This is a genomic window from Metabacillus schmidteae (assembly GCF_903166545.1).
GTDB classification, from domain to species: Bacteria; Bacillota; Bacilli; order Bacillales; family Bacillaceae; genus Metabacillus; species Metabacillus schmidteae.
In genome coordinates, this window is sequence record NZ_CAESCH010000002.1 from 940,084 (window position 1) to 960,258 (window position 20,175).

General features: G+C 36.1%; 24 protein-coding genes. 13 read left to right on the forward strand and 11 right to left on the reverse strand.

Annotated features, from left to right (window positions below; all coding sequences use genetic code 11):
- Positions 1–88 precede the first annotated feature (88 nt).
- A complete protein-coding gene (locus HWV59_RS25410) occupies positions 89–652 on the forward strand; it encodes a beta-class carbonic anhydrase (RefSeq protein WP_102230582.1) in 564 nt (187 codons plus the stop codon).
- Here HWV59_RS25410 and yidD read toward each other — a convergent pair.
- Positions 649–879, reverse strand: coding sequence for a membrane protein insertion efficiency factor YidD (yidD, locus tag HWV59_RS25415; protein ID WP_102230583.1), 231 nt, complete (start codon positions 877–879; stop codon positions 649–651). The two genes, HWV59_RS25410 and yidD, sit on opposite strands and share 4 nt — an antisense overlap.
- A gap of 149 nt (positions 880–1,028) precedes the next feature.
- On the opposite strand from yidD, the gene HWV59_RS25420 reads away from it, so the two are divergent.
- Entirely contained in the window at positions 1,029–1,502 is a 474-nt protein-coding gene (locus tag HWV59_RS25420; protein WP_102230584.1) for an S-ribosylhomocysteine lyase, read from the forward strand.
- A gap of 43 nt (positions 1,503–1,545) precedes the next feature.
- On the opposite strand, the gene folE2 is transcribed toward HWV59_RS25420, so the two are convergent.
- Positions 1,546–2,451, reverse strand: a complete 906-nt coding sequence (gene folE2, locus HWV59_RS25425) for a GTP cyclohydrolase FolE2 (RefSeq protein ID WP_175640704.1) — start codon at positions 2,449–2,451, stop codon at positions 1,546–1,548.
- A 208-nt stretch (positions 2,452–2,659) separates the two neighbouring features.
- Between folE2 and HWV59_RS25430 the strand changes: the two genes are divergently transcribed.
- Together HWV59_RS25430 and HWV59_RS25435 are read left to right on the forward strand one after the other, a co-directional pair.
- Positions 2,660–3,664 (forward strand): permease, encoded by a 1,005-nt coding sequence (locus HWV59_RS25430; RefSeq protein WP_102230586.1) that lies wholly within the window; start codon positions 2,660–2,662, stop codon positions 3,662–3,664.
- Between the two features lie 18 nt (positions 3,665–3,682).
- Complete coding sequence (locus HWV59_RS25435; RefSeq protein ID WP_102230587.1) at positions 3,683–4,651, forward strand: TIGR03943 family putative permease subunit; 969 nt, start codon at positions 3,683–3,685, stop codon at positions 4,649–4,651.
- Between the two features lie 21 nt (positions 4,652–4,672).
- Here HWV59_RS25435 and ytzI read toward each other — a convergent pair whose 3' ends face one another.
- A complete protein-coding gene (gene ytzI / locus HWV59_RS25440) occupies positions 4,673–4,831 on the reverse strand; it encodes a YtzI protein (protein ID WP_175640705.1) in 159 nt (52 codons plus the stop codon).
- Positions 4,832–4,973: 142 nt separating this feature from the next.
- Here ytzI and HWV59_RS25445 point away from each other — a divergent pair, with 142 nt between their 5' ends.
- Positions 4,974–5,414 carry a Dps family protein gene (locus HWV59_RS25445; protein ID WP_102230589.1) on the forward strand — a complete coding sequence of 147 codons (441 nt, stop codon included), beginning with the start codon at positions 4,974–4,976 and terminating at the stop codon, positions 5,412–5,414.
- A gap of 289 nt (positions 5,415–5,703) precedes the next feature.
- Here HWV59_RS25445 and HWV59_RS25450 read toward each other — a convergent pair whose 3' ends face one another.
- A complete protein-coding gene (locus tag HWV59_RS25450) occupies positions 5,704–5,916 on the reverse strand; it encodes a hypothetical protein (protein WP_175640706.1) in 213 nt (70 codons plus the stop codon).
- A 139-nt stretch (positions 5,917–6,055) separates the two neighbouring features.
- On the opposite strand from HWV59_RS25450, the gene HWV59_RS25455 reads away from it, so the two are divergent.
- Together HWV59_RS25455 and ytkD are read left to right on the forward strand one after the other, a co-directional pair.
- Positions 6,056–6,388, forward strand: coding sequence for a hydrolase (locus tag HWV59_RS25455; RefSeq protein WP_102230591.1), 333 nt, complete (start codon positions 6,056–6,058; stop codon positions 6,386–6,388).
- Between the two features lie 68 nt (positions 6,389–6,456).
- The gene (gene ytkD / locus HWV59_RS25460; RefSeq protein WP_175640707.1) at positions 6,457–6,942 is read left to right on the forward strand and encodes an RNA deprotection pyrophosphohydrolase; all 486 of its coding nucleotides are present in this window, start codon (positions 6,457–6,459) and stop codon (positions 6,940–6,942) included.
- Positions 6,943–6,969: 27 nt separating this feature from the next.
- Here the strand turns inward: ytkD and HWV59_RS25465 are convergent, their stop codons facing one another.
- From HWV59_RS25465 to HWV59_RS25475, 3 genes are read right to left on the reverse strand one after another with little or no spacing between them, the layout of a single operon-like run.
- Complete coding sequence (locus HWV59_RS25465; protein ID WP_175640708.1) at positions 6,970–7,785, reverse strand: ABC transporter permease; 816 nt, start codon at positions 7,783–7,785, stop codon at positions 6,970–6,972.
- Positions 7,772–8,542 carry an ABC transporter ATP-binding protein gene (locus HWV59_RS25470; RefSeq protein WP_175640709.1) on the reverse strand — a complete coding sequence of 257 codons (771 nt, stop codon included), beginning with the start codon at positions 8,540–8,542 and terminating at the stop codon, positions 7,772–7,774. Before HWV59_RS25470 ends, HWV59_RS25465 begins: the two co-directional genes overlap by 14 nt.
- Before the next feature lie 15 nt (positions 8,543–8,557).
- A complete protein-coding gene (locus HWV59_RS25475; RefSeq protein ID WP_175640710.1) occupies positions 8,558–9,544 on the reverse strand; it encodes an ABC transporter substrate-binding protein in 987 nt (328 codons plus the stop codon).
- A gap of 231 nt (positions 9,545–9,775) precedes the next feature.
- Between HWV59_RS25475 and HWV59_RS25480 the strand changes: the two genes are divergently transcribed.
- Positions 9,776–10,564 (forward strand): alpha/beta hydrolase family protein, encoded by a 789-nt coding sequence (locus tag HWV59_RS25480; RefSeq protein WP_175640711.1) that lies wholly within the window; start codon positions 9,776–9,778, stop codon positions 10,562–10,564.
- 36 nt (positions 10,565–10,600) lie between these two features.
- The gene (locus HWV59_RS25485) at positions 10,601–10,843 is read left to right on the forward strand and encodes a DUF2584 domain-containing protein (RefSeq protein WP_102230597.1); all 243 of its coding nucleotides are present in this window, start codon (positions 10,601–10,603) and stop codon (positions 10,841–10,843) included.
- 150 nt (positions 10,844–10,993) lie between these two features.
- On the opposite strand, the gene pckA is transcribed toward HWV59_RS25485, so the two are convergent.
- On the reverse strand, positions 10,994–12,580 hold the full coding sequence (pckA, locus tag HWV59_RS25490) for a phosphoenolpyruvate carboxykinase (ATP) (protein ID WP_102230598.1): 1,587 nt from the start codon (positions 12,578–12,580) through the stop codon (positions 10,994–10,996).
- A gap of 817 nt (positions 12,581–13,397) precedes the next feature.
- On the opposite strand from pckA, the gene metK reads away from it, so the two are divergent.
- The gene (metK, locus tag HWV59_RS25495) at positions 13,398–14,594 is read left to right on the forward strand and encodes a methionine adenosyltransferase (RefSeq protein ID WP_102230599.1); all 1,197 of its coding nucleotides are present in this window, start codon (positions 13,398–13,400) and stop codon (positions 14,592–14,594) included.
- A 178-nt stretch (positions 14,595–14,772) separates the two neighbouring features.
- The gene (locus tag HWV59_RS25500; protein ID WP_175640712.1) at positions 14,773–15,267 is read left to right on the forward strand and encodes a FixH family protein; all 495 of its coding nucleotides are present in this window, start codon (positions 14,773–14,775) and stop codon (positions 15,265–15,267) included.
- Between the two features lie 37 nt (positions 15,268–15,304).
- On the opposite strand, the gene HWV59_RS25505 is transcribed toward HWV59_RS25500, so the two are convergent.
- From HWV59_RS25505 to HWV59_RS25515, 3 genes are all read right to left on the reverse strand, one after another.
- Positions 15,305–16,444 (reverse strand): glycosyltransferase family 4 protein, encoded by a 1,140-nt coding sequence (locus HWV59_RS25505; RefSeq protein ID WP_175640713.1) that lies wholly within the window; start codon positions 16,442–16,444, stop codon positions 15,305–15,307.
- 64 nt (positions 16,445–16,508) lie between these two features.
- On the reverse strand, positions 16,509–17,060 hold the full coding sequence (locus HWV59_RS25510) for a phosphatase PAP2 family protein (protein WP_235991897.1): 552 nt from the start codon (positions 17,058–17,060) through the stop codon (positions 16,509–16,511).
- A 277-nt stretch (positions 17,061–17,337) separates the two neighbouring features.
- Positions 17,338–17,868, reverse strand: a complete 531-nt coding sequence (locus tag HWV59_RS25515) for a gamma carbonic anhydrase (RefSeq protein ID WP_102230602.1) — start codon at positions 17,866–17,868, stop codon at positions 17,338–17,340.
- Positions 17,869–18,042: 174 nt separating this feature from the next.
- Here HWV59_RS25515 and HWV59_RS25520 point away from each other — a divergent pair, with 174 nt between their 5' ends.
- Complete coding sequence (locus tag HWV59_RS25520) at positions 18,043–18,843, forward strand: alpha/beta hydrolase (RefSeq protein WP_175640714.1); 801 nt, start codon at positions 18,043–18,045, stop codon at positions 18,841–18,843.
- Positions 18,844–18,928: 85 nt separating this feature from the next.
- Complete coding sequence (locus tag HWV59_RS25525; RefSeq protein ID WP_175640715.1) at positions 18,929–20,020, forward strand: tetraprenyl-beta-curcumene synthase family protein; 1,092 nt, start codon at positions 18,929–18,931, stop codon at positions 20,018–20,020.
- Positions 20,021–20,175: the final 155 nt, after the last annotated feature.

Genomic DNA, 20,175 nt, shown 5'->3' on the forward strand with positions numbered 1-20,175 from the left:
AATTGATATAGTAACCTAAAATTAGAGATTACTCAAGAAATATGGTATATTATTTAAAAAGTTTATTCATAAGTGGAGGAGATAGAACATGAGAATCGTAGAAGAAATTTTAGCACATAATGAAAAGTTTGTAGCGAATAGAGAATTTGAAAAGTTTGAGACTACTAAATTTCCTGAGAAAAAACTTGTTGTTCTTTCATGTATGGATACTAGATTGGTGGAGCTTCTTCCTAGTGCAATGAATGTACGTAATGGAGATGTGAAAATAGTTAAAAGCGCAGGTGCAATCGTAGCCCATCCATTTGGAAGTATTATGAGAAGTATTTTAGTTGCTGTTTATGAATTAAAAGCAGATGAAATTTGTGTAATCGGTCACCATGATTGTGGAATGAGTAAGATTAGTCCAGAATCATTTCTTTCTAAAGCGATTGAAAAAGGTGTGGATAAAGAGAAAATTGACACAGTTAAATATGCCGGGGTTGATTTAGATCAATGGTTAAAAGGATTCAATAACGTTGAAGACAGTGTACGTGATAGTGTAGAAACAATTAAAAACCATCCATTCCTTGCTAGTGGTATTCCAGTACATGGACTAGTTATTGATCCTTCAACAGGTAAGTTAGATGTTGTCGTAAATGGATATGAAGATTAATTTTTCTTTTGCTTCTTCTCAGGCACAAAATCAATACCGCCCGGGTGAAAAGGATGACATTTTAAAATCCGTTTGATTGTTAAAAAACCTCCTTTGAGGACTCCGAAGCGTTGAAAAGCCTCTATTCCGTAATGTGAGCAAGTAGGGTAGAAACGACAAGTTGGAGGTTTAATAGGTGAAATGAATTTTTGATAGAAACGAAAGATAACGATAAAAATATTTTTCATAAATTGACCTTCTTTTCCAATAAAATTGTCTAACTGCTTTTGTTGCTACTATTTACTATACTAAATAGAGGCCATCATGCGCTAATATCTTTACCTATGTTACAATAATGTAGGATTTAGCACTTATTATTTTTTTAGGAGTGAATAGTATGCCTTCAGTTGAAAGTTTTGAATTAGATCATAATGCCGTTAAGGCTCCATATGTCCGCCATTGCGGTGTTCATAAAGTTGGTAGTGACGGTGAAGTGAATAAATTTGATATCCGCTTTTGTCAGCCGAATAAACAAGCGATGAAGCCTGATACAATTCATACATTAGAGCATTTATTGGCATTTAATATTCGTGAATATGCTGAGAAATATGATCATTTTGATATTATTGATATTTCGCCTATGGGGTGCCAAACGGGTTATTATTTAGTTGTAAGTGGTAAGCCTGAAGTCACTGAAATTATTGATTTACTGGAAGATACGTTAAAAGCAGCCGTTGAAGTAACGGAAATTCCTGCTGCGAATGAAACACAATGTGGACAAGCTAAACTTCACGATCTTGAAGGAGCAAAACGTTTAATGCGTTTCTGGCTTGAACAGGATAAAGAAGAACTAGCGAAGGTATTTGGATAATAGAGAAGGGGCTGTCTCATTTTATAGAGGCAGCCCCTTGTCATTAGTTCTTACGATAACTTAAATTTGCAATCGCATCATGTAAATGAATAGATTCCTCATTACGGCATTCAACTGAAAATGCTTGAACGTAATCAAGTTCATATAGGTCAGCAGCTACTAATCTAACCATATCCTCTACAAAACGAGGGTTTTCATAGGCTGTTTCTGTTACAACTTTTTCATCTGTACGTTTTAATACAGGATGAATCATTGCGCTGGCGTTTGTTTCTGCTGCTTCTAATAGTGCTGCCTTCCAGTCAATTTCTTCATGATAGTCATTCGAAAATTCAACATTCATTGTGACATATCCACGTTGGTTATGAGCGGAATATTCACTAATCTCCTTAGAACATGGGCAAAGAGTAGTGACGGCACATTTTAATGAGGCTGTGCTCGTAAATCCGTTTTCCTTCTCATAGGACACAGCGATGGAAGCTTCAGCATGATTGAGACCAACTAACTCAGAACTTGGACCCTTTCTTTCGTAAAACCATGGAAAAGTTACTTCGATACTAGCATCTTGTTGTTTAAGTCGTTCAGCAAGCTCTTTTGTAAAGTCGTAGAGATTTTCTAGTGTAAGATGAAATCCTCCATTTTGACGGTATTGTTCCAATTGTTCTGTAAAACGACTCATGTTCGTTCCTTTTGAATCATGTGAAATTTTACTTGTCATTTTGAAACTAGCAACAGTTGTTTGTTGCTCTGGAAGTAAACTAGAATGTATGATAATAGGGTGTTTTACATTGCTAATTCCAACTGCATCTATAGTAAAAAGAAAATCTTTTTTCGTATTTTGTAGATCAGGCATTTTGTCTTTTTCAGTTGGCTTCAGTTTAACTCCCGGTTCAACGGAGCCAAATAGTCTATGACGTTCTTTTTTTGGTGGCAAGTTAATCTTTCTTGTCATTTTGATCCCCTCTCACTTACTCGATATTGAGAGTATACTGTAAGTCGATAGAAAACATCAACGATTAAATCCTCATAATGTGCCCTAAAAGCTTGAAAAAAATCAAATAATGTCGAAAATTGATCAAAGGATTTTCTATTAGAGGTCATAATCCTTTTTGAAAACTAGTATGATATAGTACATAGATTAATAGGTAAGGAGTTCATATATGAATAGAACTGTAGTACCATTTATGAAAGAGTGTATTGCGTTAGCTTTATTAGGGTTGTTTTTCTATTTGTTTTTATTTGTTGATTTCCATGAGATTGAATGGAATATCCCATCTCAACTTTTGACTGTTAATACAATGTTTTTAAGTATATTGCTTGAAGCTATTCCATTTATCTTATTGGGTGTTTTTATTTCTGCGCTTATCCAAACATTTGTGTCAGAGGATCTGATTAAACGAGTGCTTCCTAAGAACGCAATATTAGCTTTATTGCCTGCTGCTTTACTTGGAGCGATTTTTCCTATTTGTGAATGTGCGATTGTACCAATTGTTAGAAGGCTATTGAAAAAAGGGATGCCTCTCCATGTTGGAGTTGTATTCTTAGTAGGTGCTCCAATATTAAATCCTGTTGTGTTTGCGTCAACATACTATGCTTTTTCTTCACAGCTGCATATTGCGTATGCAAGAATGGGACTGGCGTTTTTTCTTTCCATTATTATCGGTTTTATGATGTATCTCCTTTTTAAAAATCGAAATCAGTTAAAGTGGACGAAAGAAGAACTAACCAGCATCGTTCAGTTAAAAAGTGAAGAAAAGGTAGGAAAGTTAAAATCGACGTTTTTTCATGCAAGTGACGAATTTTTTGAAATGGGAAAGTTCTTAATTATTGGGGCGTTTATTGCAAGTCTGTTCCAAACGTTTCTTGATCGAACGCTTTTAACAGAACTTGGTAGCAGTGAATTTCTTTCTCCTGCTATCATGATGGCATTTGGATATATTTTATCGTTATGTTCTGAGGCGGATGCATTTGTGGCAGCAACTTTTGGTGGAACCTTTACAACTGGATCATTGCTCGCCTTTTTAGTGTACGGTCCCATGATTGATTTGAAAAATACAATTATGCTTTTTGCCTTTTTTAAAGCAAAATTCGTTGCTGCATTTATCGGTGTTGTCACAGTCGTTGTTTATCTCTCAATCATTATGTATCAAGCAATTTTTCTATAAGATGGGAGGCAGTAAAAGATGGAGAACCAACAAAGCCATTACCGCTTTCAAGTGTATATACGCGGCATCATTCTTATTGGCTTTACCTTACTGATGATTAAATTATTAATGACAGGAAATATGCTCAATTTTATCGCACCTAAAATGATGCCGTTTATGTATTTTGCGATTGTTGTATTTTTAATTTTAGGTGTCGTTCAAATCTGGAGAAGCGGGTCAAAGAAGCAGGCGGAGCTTTATTGTGATTGTGGAATCGACCACTCTGCTCCCTCTTCACCGTTTCGTTCTATTTTTGTCTATCTATTGTTTATCATGCCAATTGTAACTGGTTTTCTGTTTCCGGAGGTTGTTCTGGATAGTTCAGTTGCAGCAAAGCGGGGCTTTAAATCTTTTGCCACAACAGATCCGCAACCTGCTGAAGAAGCGACTGGAACTGAAAAAGCTGAAGCATATCTCAACGATCCGGAAGCTTATATGGCGGAACTAGACGAACGAATAGGTGATAAGGTTTTAGAGTCTTCAAGTAATATCCCTGATGTTCCACTTGAACATCCAGATGGGTTTGAAATACAAGAGCGTCCTGTTGACATTTACGCGCAGTTAGAAAAAGAAATGCTTGAAATGGAAACCATTAAATTTACAGAGGAAAATTATATTGCAATGACAACCATCATCGATCAAAACCCTGAAAAGTTTGTTGGGAAAAAGGTGGAGATTTTAGGGTTTGTCTTTCGGGAACATGACTTTAATGAAGATCAGTTTGTTATTGCAAGATTTGGATTATCCTGCTGTGTTGCTGATGCCTCTGTATTCGGAACACTTGCTTCATTTCCTGAAGCGAATCAATATGGTGATGATAAGTGGGTCAAACTAAAGGGAACCTTAACAACGACAACCTATCAAGATTGGATGTTACCTTCAATAGATGTAGCAAGTATTGAAGTTGTTGAACAACCGGAGACTCCTTATGTATACGAAAAGTACTAAAAACACGCCTTTGCGTGTTTTTTATTGATGTTCATCATCATGTTCTTTATTCGGTTGCTCTTCATGCTTTTTAACAGGATCAACTGTATGTTTGTATTGATAGGCTTTGCTTGTAGTCAAAACACTTAATAAGAGGACAACAATAACAATGATGATACAAATAATAAAAACGACTTTCACTATTTTCCCTCCTGTTTTTCAAGCTGCTATTGTCTCATCTTATCATGAAAAATTAGACAATAGGAAAAAATTGTTTAACGTCTTGGTTTTAGAGTAAACTAAAATGGGTAAACAAATAATAGATGCATAAGGAGGAATATATATGTCAGAGAAATTAATCGCAACAGTAAACAAACAAATAGCAAACTGGACCGTATTGTATGTGAAATTACATAATTATCATTGGTTTGTAAAAGGAGAAAATTTCTTTACTCTACATGAAAAGTTTGAAGAATTCTACAATGAAGCAGCTATTCATATTGATGAATTAGCGGAGCGTTTATTAGCTCTTGACGGGAAACCGGTAGCAACAATGAAAGAATGCTTAGAGCTTTCGTCTGTGAACGAAGCGGAAGGCAATGAATCAGCACAGCAAATGGTTCAAAGCATCTATGAAGATTTTAGTAAAGTTGTAGAAGAATTAAAAGAAGGAATGGATTTAGCAGGAGAAGTAGGAGATGAAACTACAGGTGATATGCTTCTTGCCATCCATCAAGGGTTAGAAAAGCATAATTGGATGTTAAAATCATTCTTAGGTAAATAAATACAAGGGACTGACCTATTTTAATTAGGACAGTCCCTTCTTTTTTAAAGGCTGTTTTTCACAAAGATTGTTGATTTAAGATACTATTTTAACACTATAGTGGAATGGAGCGGAAGACACTTGACTCCTGCGGGAAGTAGAGGAAAGGCTAAGACCCCACAGGCGAAGCCGAGGAGGCTTAGCTTCCTCCCCGCGGAAAGCAAGTGTCTGCAGCGCAATGAAACGAACTAATTTTCTATTTTAACCTCAATGTATGTGTTTGTGAAGACAGCCTTTTTTAAAATTCTACTCAAAACTCCTTCTCTCCAATTTCTTTTGACATTTTATCTGTTAAAAACGGAATGAGAATCGACTGTAGGTCTTGTTCTGGCAGATCTTTCATCCAGTTGAGAATTTCCTGTTTATTTGTATGACGAATAGTGGATTGGACATAAGCCAAAACATCTTCCTCGTCTGCGCGAAATTGACTATGATCATGATTAAAAAATAGTTGATGATTCACTTTTGTCATCCTCCAATCTTATTACAAGTATTTATCGTTAGCTATAAATGAATGTTCTATTCTTTCTTATCTGCATAAGAATAATGCATAAGATAAGGGCAAAAGCTAATGAGAGGAAAATAAAGAAGGAGTGATCATCATGGATAATGCAAAAAAGACGTATTACATTACGGTCGGGAGTGGACAAATCTCTCAGTTAAGCACGGTTTCTGCATGGGATTTTAAAATTGAAGCAACAGATGAAGAAATTGTTCAACTACGTGAGTATTTTGACCAAGTTTATTCATCAGATATGCAAGGGTTCTTTCGTGCCCATACACCATATGTTCAATACCATTATGATCGGGAAAATGATGCAATTGATGACACGAATAAAAAAATCTACCGAATGATTTATGAATTAGGTGATGAAGAAGCGAAAGAGCTTATCCGCTCGCAACAACTTATGTCTAAAATTAATGAACAAGAATAATCTCTTACACATAAATTTAACATTGTGATAAGATTTGAATAGATAAGGAAAAAATAGAGGGATCAACTATGTACCGATTTATTGATTATTATCACAATGAAGTTTTATTGTCTTTTGACGATCATCCGTTTTCCGAAGAACCCAAGCATGTTTGGGTTGTTTGCAGGCACCAAAAGCAATGGCTATTAACGAAGCATTCCGATCGGGGACTTGAGTTTCCTGGCGGTAAGGTTGAAGCGAATGAAACAGCGATGGAAGCAGCGATTCGAGAGGTAAAAGAGGAAACGGGAGGAATCGTTCGTAATATTGACTATATTGGGCAGTACAAAGTAAGAGGAAAAGAAAAGGTAATTGTGAAAAACATTTATTTTGCTAGAATTGAAAGACTTGAAAAGCAAGATGGATATTTTGAAACATATGGACCTGTCTTATTAGATAAACTCCCAGATGATATCCGAACAAGCAAACAATATAGCTTTATCATGAAAGACGATGTACTACAGAAGAGCATACAAGAAGTGGAGAAAAGAATAAAAATAAGAGGCGACATGTGACAAATCCACCTAAAGTGGAGAGTCTCATTAGCCTCTTTTTTCTGATTTAACAAGCTTTTTTTCAACTAATTCAACACCTTGATACATAATTGTTGCAAAGACAGCGATAATCAATAGGCTCAGGAGAACAAGAGTGAAGTTAAATACTTGGAAACCATATATAATCATATATCCTAATCCTTTTGCTGATACAAGAAACTCTCCAACAATGACCCCTACCCAGGATAAACCGACATTTACTTTTAATGTCGATACAATTGTAGGAAATGAGGCAGGTAATACAGCTTCCCTGAAAATTTGTATTTTTTTTGCCCCGAATGTTTGGAGGACCCTGATATAATTGGAGTCAACTTCTCTAAAAGAAGTGTACACAACAATAGTTGTAATAATAACTGAAATGATCGTTCCCATTGCAATAATAGATACAAAACCAGGACCCAGACCGACAATTAATATAGGTCCTAATGCTACTTTAGGCATGGCATTTAAAATAACAAGATAAGGATCAAGAACCTTTGAAAGTCTTTCTGACCACCAAAGCAATGCAGCTAAGATAGCGCCAAGTAATGTTCCTAATATGAACCCTAAGACCGTTTCAAATAATGTAACTCCTATATGCGGAAGTAATGTTCCATCCATTATTTTCGTTATAAATAGATTCCAGACCTTAGAAGGAGAGCTAAATAAAAGAGGGTCGATCCACTCTCTTCGACTTGCGAGCTCCCAAAGACTGAAGAAACTGATGAAGATGAGAAGTTGATAAAATCTTACCCATTGTTTTTCCCGTGCAACATTACGTTTATAATTCTTATGAAGGAGTTCAATGGTTTCATTCTGTTTCATATTGATCCAACTCCCTCCAAATTTGTTGAAATAATGTAGAAAACGCTGGATGCTGTCTTGCATGAAACGGCGGCAGATCTCTTAATTCTTTTGGAACGACATATGTTCTTCTTATCCTTCCGGGTCTGGCAGAAAAAACAAAAATTCTGTCACTCATTGCAATGGCTTCTCCAATATCATGTGTGACTAGAAGTGCTGTTTTATTGAAATCCTTTAAAGTCTTGACCACTAAATCCTCAAGCTTTAATTTCGTTTGATAATCAAGTGCTGAAAAAGGCTCATCAAGCAGCAAAATTTTAGGATCAGTTGCTAAGGTTCGAACCAAAGCAGCTCGCTGTCGCATGCCTCCGGAAAGCTGATGTGGAAACTGCTTTTCTACTTGGTCAAGTCCCATATCTTTTAACAAGTCTAACGTTACTTTCGTCGTCTCTTGTGTTTTTCTCCCTGTAATTTTGAGGCCCAGTGTCACGTTTTCTTCAATTGTTTTCCAAGGAAATAAATAATCCTGCTGCAGCATATAACCGATAACGGAATCCGGCTTTGTAATATATGAATTAGCAATCTTTACTTTACCTTGGATTGGTTTAATAAGACCGGCGATTATGGAAAGTAATGTTGTTTTTCCACAACCACTTGGACCAAGGAAGGAGATGAACTCCCCTTCCTCCACCGACAGTTGTATATTTTCAAGGGCTAAAGTTGCACTGTCTTTTGTTAGATAAATATGATGAACATCTTCTACGAGTAAAAAAGACATAAAGGCTTCTCCTTCCTAATTTGTGACGTCTTCTGCATAAGATGTATTGACAAGTGTTTCATAATCAACACGCATTGGAAGTTCTCCAGCTTCGTCCATAATGTCTTGTAAGTTATTCCATTCATCTTCCCCTAGAATTGGATCTGTTGCAAACGATCCTTGTTCTTTATATCTTTCTATAACAGTTTCAATGATTTCAAGTTCTGTATCTTCGAATTGTGGGGCAATCGATGCGGCGATTTCTTCCACACTCTTTTCTTCAACCCATTGTTGAGCCTTGTAAATGGCAGCTGTAAATTTATTAGCGGCCTCTTCATTATTATCCAAAAAGCTTTTTTTGCTCATAAAGGTTGTATAAGGGACACTGCCGGATTCTGTACCAAATGAAGCAACGATATAACCGGTACCTTCTTTTTCGAAAATACTTGCAGTTGGTTCAAATAGCTGAACATAATCACCAGTTCCTGATGCAAAGGCACTAGGAATATTAGCAAAATCCACATTTTGAATTAATTCAAGCTCTGAGTGAGGATCTATTCCATGTTGCTTTAATACAAACTCTCCAACCATCTGAGGCATTCCGCCTTTTCTTTGACCTAAGAAGGTGCTCCCTTGTAACTGGGCCCAATCAAATGACTCAATCTTTTCCCTGCTTACGAGAAATGTCCCATCTGTTTGAGTGAGCTGGGCAAAATTGATAATTGGATCATTTGATCCTTGTGCATGAACGTAGATTGACGTTTCAGAACCGACTAATGCAATATCAGCTCCGTCCGACAATAGGGCAGTCATTGTCTTATCTCCGCCCCATGTAGTGGTAAGCTCTACATTAAGACCTTCTTCTTCAAAAAAACCTTCTGCCATTGCCACATATAATGGAGCATAGAAAATAGAGTGGGTTACTTCAGCTAGTCGAATGGTTTCAGTTTTGTTTTGACTGCAGGCGGTAAATGTAAAGAGAAGAAGAAATGCAATGCAAACATAAGCTAACCGTCTTTTCATTTGATTCCAACCTCCTTGATGCATAGCATCACTTAATTTTGTAAAATAAGATAAAAAAAGATATTCTTCGATTACAATATGAAGCGTAGCTCGAACGGATATAGGATAATTTATGATCATTTATAAAAATGTGTGAATGCCTATGTAAAAATGAATCACGTTAAAATGGGTAAAGTAGTAAAGATCCTAGAAAATTAATTCAATGAGAGAAGAGAGAAAGAGTGAAGACAAATGAATGGTGAAATAATTAGTAAGGTCAAATATCCTTCTCCAAATCCAAACATAAATGTATGGATTGTGACGTATTGGTCTCATGGGCTAAAAATTAAAGGACTACTTGCAGAGCCAAAGCTTGAGGGTACATATGATGGATTATTATATCTACGTGGTGGAATTAAAAGTGTTGGAATGGTAAGGGTCGGAAGAATTGTTCAATTTGCTTCAGAAGGGTTTGTGGTCATGGCACCTTTTTACCGTGGGAATCAAGGTGGAGAAGGAAATGAAGATTTTGCAGGGGAAGATCGGTATGATGCAATTTCTGCAATAGAAGTCTTAAGGAATCATGCTGCTGTACATAAGGGACGTATTCATGCATTCGGCTTCTCAAGAGGAGGCGTAATGGCCTTATTAGCCGGAATTTTAGCAAAAAACTTATGTTCAATTGTTACATGGGGTGGGGTAACAGATATGAGTTTAACTTATGTTGAAAGAGAAGATCTAAGAAGAATGATGAAAAGAGTCATCGGCGGTACCCCTTCAAAGTTTCCTATAAGGTATAAATGGAGAACTCCATTATATGAGCTTGAAAGGTTACATGCACCAATATTAATTATTCATGGAGTTAAAGATAAAAATGTGTCAGTAGAACATGCCTACAGACTGGAGAAACGTTTAAATGAGTTAGAAAAGCAGGTGGAGAGTTGGTATTTTGAAGAGTATACCCATTATTTTCCGCCGAGTGTTAATCGTGAAACTCTACACAAACTTTGCTTGTGGATGAAAAACCAGCCTATGGTATGATGGAAGTGTCCAATAGTAAGAAGAGGAGGAGTTCATATGGGAATGCCAGTTGAATTTAATACAATGATTGTTACAAAGGGTAAGGAAGTTCGTATAGATGAAAATACATTTGAACTGCAAAAAGAAGGGTATCGTATATATCCTATTGATATTCCAATTGAAGTGAGAAAAACAAAAAGTGGAGAAATGACTGGACAAGCTATTGTCCAAAAATTAGAATTAACAAACACTAATACGATGCTTACCTATCGTTTAATTAACTTAAATTCTACAAATTAACAAAACAGTTAGGGGACCTATTTTTGGTCCCCGTTTATATGTTCATTCTTTGGAAAAGACGATAATTTGGTAATTGATTGTAGACTAAAAAAGGGACCTCTCAAAATTGAGACAGCCCTCCAACATAATTAATTTAAACAAAAAAATAATTTATACTGCTGGTCCGCCAAGCTTTTCAATATGTGGTGATAGATGGTTGAATTTTTTAAAATTGTCTTTGAACTTTGATGCTAACTCATTAGCTTTTAGAAAATATTCTTCTTGGGAATTCCATGTTTTATGAGGTTGAAGCACATCATCCGGGACACCTGGGACATGAATAGGAATATTTAATCCGAATACCTCATCTATCACAGTTTCAATATGGTCAAGGTCTCCTTCAACTGCGGCCTGAACCATTGATCGAGTATAATGTAGTTTCATTCGTTTTCCTTCACCATATGCTCCACCCGTCCATCCGGTATTTACGAGAAACACTTGAACATCATGTTCATCAATTTTTTGACCTAACATATTAGCATACCGTGTTGCTTCAAGTGGAAGAAAAGGAGAACCAAAACAAGTTGAAAATGTTGCTTCCGGTGCTGTTACACCTCGCTCTGTTCCTGCTAACTTACTTGTATATCCGCTTAAGAAATGATACATTGCTTGTTCTTTTGATAATTTACTGATTGGAGGAAGAACTCCAAACGCATCAGCAGTTAAAAACACGATTGTTTGCGGATGCCCTGCTATGCTGGGAACTATAGCGTTATCAATATTTGAAAGGGAATAAGCAGCTCGCGTATTTTCAGTATAGAATGGATTGCTATAATCTACTTCTCTCGTGAACTCATCGATAACAACATTTTCAAGAACAGACCCATATCGAATAGCATTATAGATTTGAGGTTCTTTTTCTTTTGTTAAGTTGATGCATTTTGCGTAACAGCCACCTTCAATGTTAAACACTCCGGACGATGACCAACCGTGCTCATCGTCACCAATGAGTCGTCTGTTAGGATCAGCGGATAATGTGGTTTTTCCTGTTCCGGATAAGCCGAAAAATAAGGCAACATCCCCTTCAAATCCAACATTCGCCGAACAATGCATTGGAAGTATGTTGTTTTCAGGTAGTAGTAGGTTCATAACAGAAAACACAGATTTTTTCATTTCACCTGCGTACTCTGTACCTCCTATTAGAATAGTCCTCTTCTCAAACGACGTAATAATAAAGGTTTCAGATTTTGTTCCGTCCACTTCAGGGTCTGCTTTAAAGTGTGGAGCAGATAAAATTGTAAAAGGTTGTTCAGTTGTTATAAGTTTTTCACCTTTTTGATGGATGAAAAGTTGATTGGCAAAAAGATTATGCCATGCAAATTCATTTATGACCACTAAAGGAAGTTGGTAACGGTTATCAGCTCCTGCAAAACCATCAAAAATAAAGATCTCATCCCGCTCTTTTAAGTAAGAAACCATTTTACTATACAGTTGATCAAATACTTCTGAAGAAATGGGCTGGTTAACAGAACCCCAATTAATGATCTGTTGAGTGGAAGGCTCTTCCACAATAAATTTATCTTGAGGGGATCTGCCTGTATAGGCCCCAGTTGTTGCTCTAATGGCTCCTGTTGAAGTTAAAACTCCTTCTTTTTTTTCAAGGACCTTTTCAACAAGCTGTGCTACCGATAAATTATGCTGAGCATTTTTCCCATTAACAAGCTGATTAAGCTCATTCGTTAAATCTGTTAAATTCATCCCCATACCCTTCTTTCTGAATGTATTTATTGTTATCTAATAGTATAACACATTTATATTATTGAACCATACTATACGTGTGTGCTTTTTTGAAAAAAATGTACAACCTACATTTCCTAAAACTAATTTCATATTTACTAACAGGAAGGGAATACTAATCATAAGATTTACTTAAAAAGAATTAAATTTTCATACGGAATCACTGTCGATTTTTGTTGACACCTTTAAGTTAGTGCGCTATGATATGACCTTGAACGGATTCTCTTATCCCGAGCTGGTGGAGGGACAGGCCCTATGAAACCCAGCAACCTGCTATCAAAGGAAAGCGCGAATGCACACTAATTATATAGTTACTAGTATTAGCAGTTTTTTGCCTGACCTAACAAAAGCACGTTATGAAACAAAACTCGTTTTGTTTCATGTTGTGTTTTTGTTAGGTCAGGAATGGTGCGTAGCATCATTCTAAGCGAGCATAAGCTTGCGTAGGCGAAAAAGTCCCAATCTGTGGAACTATGTTTAAAAGGTGCACTCCCGGCGACATTTTCCGACGCAAAGGTGCTAACCTGAAGCAAGGCGAAAGCCCTTGATCGATAAGAGCGAAAGGCGATGAACGATTGAAAAACCTTTCCTCACACAGGGAAGGTTTTTTTTTGATAACAGAAACAAGTATTTTCTTCATAGAGTTTTACCAGGACAAGCATGTGGTAAAAGGGTACATAATACTTCTGTTCACAAAATATGCCAACGTGATTTTCTAAAGGTCATACTTTGGGAAGAGTTCCGGATCAATTGAAATATGAGGAGGAAGCTTTTAACTATGTCTAAAAAACGTCTATTTACTTCTGAGTCTGTAACAGAAGGCCATCCAGATAAGATTTGTGACCAAATTTCAGATTCTATTCTTGATGCAATTATCTCAAAGGATCCTAACGCACGTGTAGCTTGTGAAACATCTGTTACAACAGGTTTAGTGTTGGTAGCAGGAGAAATCACAACAAGCACGTATGTTGATATTCCTAAAATTGTTCGTGAAACAATTAAAGATATCGGATATACTCGTGCTAAGTATGGTTTTGATGCAGAAACATGTGCAGTATTAACTTCTATTGATGAACAATCAGCAGATATTGCTATGGGGGTTGACAAAGCGCTAGAAGCACGTGAAGGACAAATGTCTGATGAAGAAATTGAAGCAATCGGTGCAGGAGACCAAGGATTAATGTTTGGTTTTGCATGTAACGAAACAAAGGAATTAATGCCATTACCAATTTCTTTAGCTCATAAGCTGTCTCGTCGTTTAACAGAGGTACGTAAAGAAGAGATTCTTCCATACCTTCGTCCTGATGGTAAAACACAAGTAACAGTAGAATATGATGAAAATAACAAGCCTGTACGTATTGATACAATTGTTATTTCTACTCAACATCATCCTGAAATTACGTTAGAACAAATTCAGCGTAATATTAAAGAATATGTTATTAACCCTGTTGTTCCTAAGGAATTAATTGATGAAAACACAAAATACTTTATTAATCCAACTGGTCGATTCGTTATTGGTGGACCACAAGGTGATGCAGGTTTAACTGGTCGTAAAATTATTGTTGATACTTATGGTGGATATGCTCGTCACGGCGGTGGAGCATTCTCAGGTAAGGATGCAACAAAAGTTGACCGTTCTGCAGCATATGCAGCACGTTATGTTGCAAAAAATATTGTAGCAGCAGGATTAGCTGAAAAGTGTGAAGTTCAATTAGCTTATGCAATTGGTGTAGCACAGCCAGTATCCATTTCAATTGATACATTTGGAACAGGAAAAGTTTCCGAGGAAGTATTAGTTGAAGTTGTTCGCAGCAACTTTGATTTACGTCCAGCCGGAATTATTAAAATGCTTGATTTAAGACGTCCTATTTACAAGCAAACAGCTGCTTATGGACATTTTGGTCGCAACGATTTGGATCTTCCATGGGAAAGAACGGACAAAGCTGAAGCACTTAGTAGTGCGGCGCTTCAATAATAGATGAAAAAATGGCCTGTATTAGGCCATTTTTTTATGCGGAAAATTTGGAAACACTTATTCAATGGTGTATAGTGAAGGTCTATATTGTTCATAAATATGCAATTCTTTTTTAACATTAACTGTTAAAGTCAATGATATAGTAATTATAGAAAAGAAAAAATGCAGGAGGATATAAATGAAAGCGTTTTTCGTTGGGATATCTTTAGTTTTAGGATTATCTATAAGTAGTGGTTGCCAAAACCAGTCTCAAGCAAATGAATCAGATACTAAGCTGAATAATCAAGATACTACTAGTGAAGTACTAGCCCCGGAAGTTCAAATTATGGCTGAAAAACAAGTTGAAAAAGGAAAGAAAGAAACAATTTCCGCAATCGTTACTTTAGGAGAGGAATTTGTAGATGATGCAGATGTTGTGTTTGAAATCAAACATGATGAAGATTCAAAAAAGATCACAGCTAACTTCGTAGAAAATGGTGAATATGTGATTGATTATACGTTTGAGTCAGATGGTCAGTATGAGATTATTGCCCATACAAATGCAAAGGACTACCATATTATGCCATCGATGCAACTTCAAGTGGGAGATCCTGTTGAATCTCCACAAGTTGATGAGAAGAGTGAAACGACTGAGCATCATCATGATCATGAAGATAAGGCAAGTGAAGAGTAGAACACCATAGTAAAGAGGAGCCATTGGCTCCTCTTAGTCATGCGTAACGTATATGTTTTTCGTCTAAAGCATCCTCATATTCTTTTATTAGACCTTCAAATATTTGATCCCATGTTTGTGTTAGGGCATACTCTCTGGCGGCTTCACCCATTTTGTTCCGTAATGAATAATCTTCTAATATATGAATAATAGCTTGAATAAAATGCTCCGTTTTTTTAGGCTCACATAAATATCCGTTTTCTAAAGGCTTAATAATGTTTTTTACTCCACCAGAGTTTGCTCCAATAACTGGTGTACCAGAAGCTAACGCTTCTAAGACAACATTTCCAAAGGTTTCAGTTGGGGAAGGAAAAATAAATAGATCAGAGCATGAGTAGATTTTAGCCAGCTCTACACCATTTACATAGCCTGCAAATGTTATGTTTTCGTGAGCGTTTTTTTGCATCTCTTCCTTTGAAGGTCCATCTCCAACAATTACCCAATGAACATTATCATGGATTTGCTTAGGTAGCTTCTTCGTAATTTCCATCAATGTCTTGATATCTTTTTCTGGAGCTAATCTTCCAACATAAGAGAGTATATATTTTTCTTTAATTTGATATTTATGACGAAATTCATCCTTGTTGTAGTTGGGATGTAATAAGTTGCAATCAACACCTCTACCCCAAATTCGAAGATTTGAAAATCCTTTTCGTTTTAATTGTTCCAGTGTTTCATTTGATGGAACAAATATCTTTCTTAAGGGTTTATGGAACCAGTGCATATATTTCCATAATACCTTTGATAGGAAATGAAAATCATAATACTCTAAATATTGGTCAAAATCAGTGTGATAAGATCCTACTATAGGAATACCGAGCTTTTTTGCATAATGCAGGCCGCAAAGACCAATATTGAATGGAGTGGCAACATGAATGATATCAGGTTTAAAGCGTTGTAATTCAGCTTTAACTTGCAGCATGTTCGGCAGTGCCAGTCTGCATTCGGGATAAAGGAAAAAAGGTAAACTTGTGAAACGATGGATATGACTTGAAAACATACTCTCCTTCGTACTAACAGGTGCAAAAACTCTGTATTCATAGCCATTCTCTTCAAGGTAATCTGTGTAACGTTTTAATGTTCTTGCAACACCGTTTACATCTGGTGCAAAAGTATCTGTGAAAATAGCTATTCTCAATTCAATCCCTCCAATTACACATAAATGAAAGGTACCTTATATGAGGCACTATTTTTTTACAACATTACATAGGTAGAATAAGGAACTGGCTCATGACTGTGTAGCTTAGAAATCCAACTGAACTACCAAAGATGCAACCTACTAACACATCAGAAGGATAATGCAGCCCTAGATACATTCTTGAAAGCCCAACACTAATTGCAATTGGTAAAAGAATGACTGTAAGCTGAGGCATATATAAAATAAATGGAGTGATAACAGAAAAAATTGCTGTTGTATGCCCGGACGGAAAGGAATGATCTTCTAAAGGATTGGCAGGTACCTTTGTCTCTAGAAGGGCAAGATAAGGTCGTTTTCTTGGATATAACTTTTTCACTAATGCAACCGGTAGATGGCTTAGCAGAAGGGACAGTGCACTTGTAATACCGATGGTTTGTAATAGATCTTTTGTGAAAAAGCTGAGAAACAAACAAACTGCAATCGTAGAGATGGCTCCTCCTAAGTGAGTAATGTTTCGAAAATAGAAGTTCAACATTTTTTGATCAAAGTGACGGTTAACACTTCGAAAAAGCTTGCATTCAAAATTGTACATGTTGGTCATAAGCTTTGTTTTCATTTAGATGCTCCTTTATTTACCCCTTTTCTATTATTTTAGTAGAGAATTATTTAGTTAATAATAAGATAATGTAAAAAATTCCTTCACATAATATTCACAAAATTAATGTTTGCTCACATAAAATGGGAATGATTTTTACAATTAAGATTAATTTAAATGAGAAAAAGTTTATGACATGTAGGAAGAAGAATGGTATGAAGTATACGGGGATTGTACGATAATGGTAACAGAGTAAGGAATTGGAGGAGTGCTACCTATTCCTTACTCAAAATTGAGTTTATTTATTCTCAGATTCCTCAAATTGAAGAGATTTATAATACTGACCTTTTTCAACATATTCACGACGAATTCTTTCCATGTCTATTAGATCTTCTGTTGTTAATGTTCTTATAACTTTTGCAGGGCGCCCAAGTGCAAGTGTGTTAGGGGGGATTTTTTTTCCTGGAGGGACAAGGCTGCCTGCTCCAATAAATGCTCCCTCACCAACCTCTGCACCATCTAAAATAATGGAACCCATTCCAATTAATGCATTTCGGTGAATAATTGAACTATGTAAGATAACACTATGTCCAACAGTAACATCATCTTCAATGATGAGAGGTTTGTTTGGACTTTGATGGAGACAGCACAAATCTTGAACATTTACACGCTTACCAATTATAGTAGGGGAGACATCGCCTCGAATGACTGTTTGAAACCATATACTTGATTCATCTCCAATTTCAACATCTCCTGTAATTGTTACGTAATCAGCAATAAAAGCTGATTCGGAAATTCTTGGATTTTTTTCTTTATAAGGATAGATCATGTTTTTCATTCCTTTCAGTTGGAGCTTTTTGTTTATTATAACAATAGACAAGGGCTCTTTTCTAAAAGGATTTAATGATAGGTTTTGTTTATGAACCGGAAATAAGAGGAATAAAAGGATTACTTACAATAATAAAGTTGGATATAACTAAGAATGTGAAAGAAGGTAGTGAAATTGTGGAAGTGGGAAGCTGAGATTGAGCCTATAAAAGGTGTGATTGTGATCATTCATGGGGCAGCAGAACATCACGGCCGCTACAAATGGTTAGTCGAAATGTGGCGCCTGTCAGGTTATCATGTTGTCATGGGTGATCTCCCTGGTCAAGGAACCACAACAAGAAGAAGAGGACATATCCAATCATTTGATGAATATATAAAAGAAGTAAATCTATGGATAACTGAAGCAAAAAAGTATGGCGTGCCATTATTTTTATTAGGACACAGCATGGGTGGGTTAATAGTGATAAGGGCTCTCCAGGAAAAACATCATGAAATAAAAGCGGTTATTTTATCATCTCCATGCTTAGGAATTTTGTTTAAACCAAATAAAGCTTTAGAGCTTGCTTCCAAAGGATTAAATATCATAGCCCCATCGTTTAAAGTAGATTCAAAATTAAGTGTAAATATCGCCACTCGTAATAAATCGGTTCAGGATCTTGATGAAAACGATTCTTTATATGTGACAAAGGTTTCTGTTAGATGGTATCGTGAGTTATTAAAGGCTATGGAAGAAGCACAAAAACAAGTAGGGAAATTTCAAGAAGTCCCTCTTCTTCTTATGCAAGGAGGAGAAGATAAAATCGTTGATAAATCACTTGTAAAAGAGTGGTTTAACAAAGTAGATTTGCTTGAGAAAAATTATAAGGAATGGAAAGGGTTATATCACGAAATCTTTAGTGAGCCAGAACGAGATCAAGTTTTTGAAACAGCAAAGCGGTTTTTTGATGCACATTCCGAGTTTGATAGTAGTATGTAAGCATATAGTTGAAATTGGCACCTTCACAAAAAAGCATTGTTAAGTAATCATATAAATCATATAGGTAAAAGAGGTGACACACCCTTTGACAGTACCACAACATCCGATACAGTTAATGACAAAGGTATATAGGGAGATCTTTCCTATTGTTCACTTTTATCTTGAACAATGGAGAGAACAAGCTGATAAAATACCAAATCAAGAATTGAGAATTCAAGCCTTAAACAGCATTCGAGATAAAGAGTTCCACTGTGAGGGTGGAGCAATATTAGGCATGATTTCAGGACCGTATAAAGAACAATGTATAGAGTTTATTGTTGCTTATCAAACAATAAGTGATTACTTAGATAATTTATGTGATCGAAGTACATCGTTAGATCCGGCTGATTTTCGTATGTTACATCAGTCGATGCTTGATGCATTAACATGTGGTGCTACATGTAAGGAATATTACAAATATAGAGAAGATCAAGATGATGGAGGATATTTGCATCATTTGGTTCAAACATGTCAAAATGTTCTTTCAGAATTAGAGCATTATCCACTGATATCAAAATACTTATTAGAGCTTTCGAGTTATTATTGCGATCTGCAGGTACATAAGCATGTGAAAAAAGATGAGCGTGTTCCAAGGTTAGAAAATTGGTTTGAAAGTCATAAAAACAATCTCCCTAAAATGGAATGGTATGAATTTTCAGCATGTACAGGATCAACACTTGGAATCTTTTGTTTAGTTGCTTATGCTTTCAGGGAGCACTTTGAGGAAAAACAAGCAAAGCAAATTAGAGACAGCTATTTCCCTTATATTCAAGGGCTTCATATATTACTCGATTATTTAATTGATCAAGAGGAAGATGAATTAGGGGGAGATTTGAATTTTTGCAGTTATTATGATTCTGAAACAGATATGATGGAAAGATTAGAGCATTTTGTTGAACAAGCCGATTATCAGTTAAGCGGTATTCCGCATGAAAATTTCCATAAACTGATTAATAGAGGCTTATTAGGTGTTTATTTATCAGATGATAAAGTAGCAACACACAAGGCCCTCAAAAAATGGGCGAAAAGGTTAATAAAATTGGGAGGCATGACCAGCTTTTTCTTTTATTTTAACGGAAGAGCCTATCGAACATTTCAAAAGTTTACATTGAAAAAAAGTACACAGAAGGCAATTTAAAGAAAAGGCGCTCATCAATAAGAGCGCCTCAGGCTGTCGACAAAGTCGGTAGCCGTTTTTTATAATTACTAACCTATCAATATATGGTGTTGTTTCGCAACAGAAACCACCAAATATGCAACTGAAAAAGAAACAAAACCCCTTTTTCTTCAGAT

Coding starts and splice junctions, on each gene's coding strand:
- HWV59_RS25515 (WP_102230602.1), bottom strand. CDS start 17,868: ATGATCTATCCTTATAAAGAAAAAAATCCAAGAATTTCCGAATCAGCT.
- HWV59_RS25475 (WP_175640710.1), bottom strand. CDS start 9,544: ATGAAAAGACGGTTAGCTTATGTTTGCATTGCATTTCTTCTTCTCTTT.
- HWV59_RS25410 (WP_102230582.1), top strand. CDS start 89: ATGAGAATCGTAGAAGAAATTTTAGCACATAATGAAAAGTTTGTAGCG.
- HWV59_RS25465 (WP_175640708.1), bottom strand. CDS start 7,785: ATGAAACAGAATGAAACCATTGAACTCCTTCATAAGAATTATAAACGT.
- HWV59_RS25480 (WP_175640711.1), top strand. CDS start 9,776: ATGAATGGTGAAATAATTAGTAAGGTCAAATATCCTTCTCCAAATCCA.
- yidD (WP_102230583.1), bottom strand. CDS start 879: ATGAAAAATATTTTTATCGTTATCTTTCGTTTCTATCAAAAATTCATT.
- HWV59_RS25435 (WP_102230587.1), top strand. CDS start 3,683: ATGGAGAACCAACAAAGCCATTACCGCTTTCAAGTGTATATACGCGGC.
- HWV59_RS25445 (WP_102230589.1), top strand. CDS start 4,974: ATGTCAGAGAAATTAATCGCAACAGTAAACAAACAAATAGCAAACTGG.
- HWV59_RS25510 (WP_235991897.1), bottom strand. CDS start 17,060: ATGAAAACAAAGCTTATGACCAACATGTACAATTTTGAATGCAAGCTT.
- metK (WP_102230599.1), top strand. CDS start 13,398: ATGTCTAAAAAACGTCTATTTACTTCTGAGTCTGTAACAGAAGGCCAT.
- HWV59_RS25430 (WP_102230586.1), top strand. CDS start 2,660: ATGAATAGAACTGTAGTACCATTTATGAAAGAGTGTATTGCGTTAGCT.
- pckA (WP_102230598.1), bottom strand. CDS start 12,580: ATGAATTTAACAGATTTAACGAATGAGCTTAATCAGCTTGTTAATGGG.
- HWV59_RS25470 (WP_175640709.1), bottom strand. CDS start 8,542: ATGTCTTTTTTACTCGTAGAAGATGTTCATCATATTTATCTAACAAAA.
- HWV59_RS25500 (WP_175640712.1), top strand. CDS start 14,773: ATGAAAGCGTTTTTCGTTGGGATATCTTTAGTTTTAGGATTATCTATA.
- HWV59_RS25420 (WP_102230584.1), top strand. CDS start 1,029: ATGCCTTCAGTTGAAAGTTTTGAATTAGATCATAATGCCGTTAAGGCT.
- ytkD (WP_175640707.1), top strand. CDS start 6,457: ATGTACCGATTTATTGATTATTATCACAATGAAGTTTTATTGTCTTTT.
- HWV59_RS25485 (WP_102230597.1), top strand. CDS start 10,601: ATGGGAATGCCAGTTGAATTTAATACAATGATTGTTACAAAGGGTAAG.
- folE2 (WP_175640704.1), bottom strand. CDS start 2,451: ATGACAAGAAAGATTAACTTGCCACCAAAAAAAGAACGTCATAGACTA.
- HWV59_RS25455 (WP_102230591.1), top strand. CDS start 6,056: ATGGATAATGCAAAAAAGACGTATTACATTACGGTCGGGAGTGGACAA.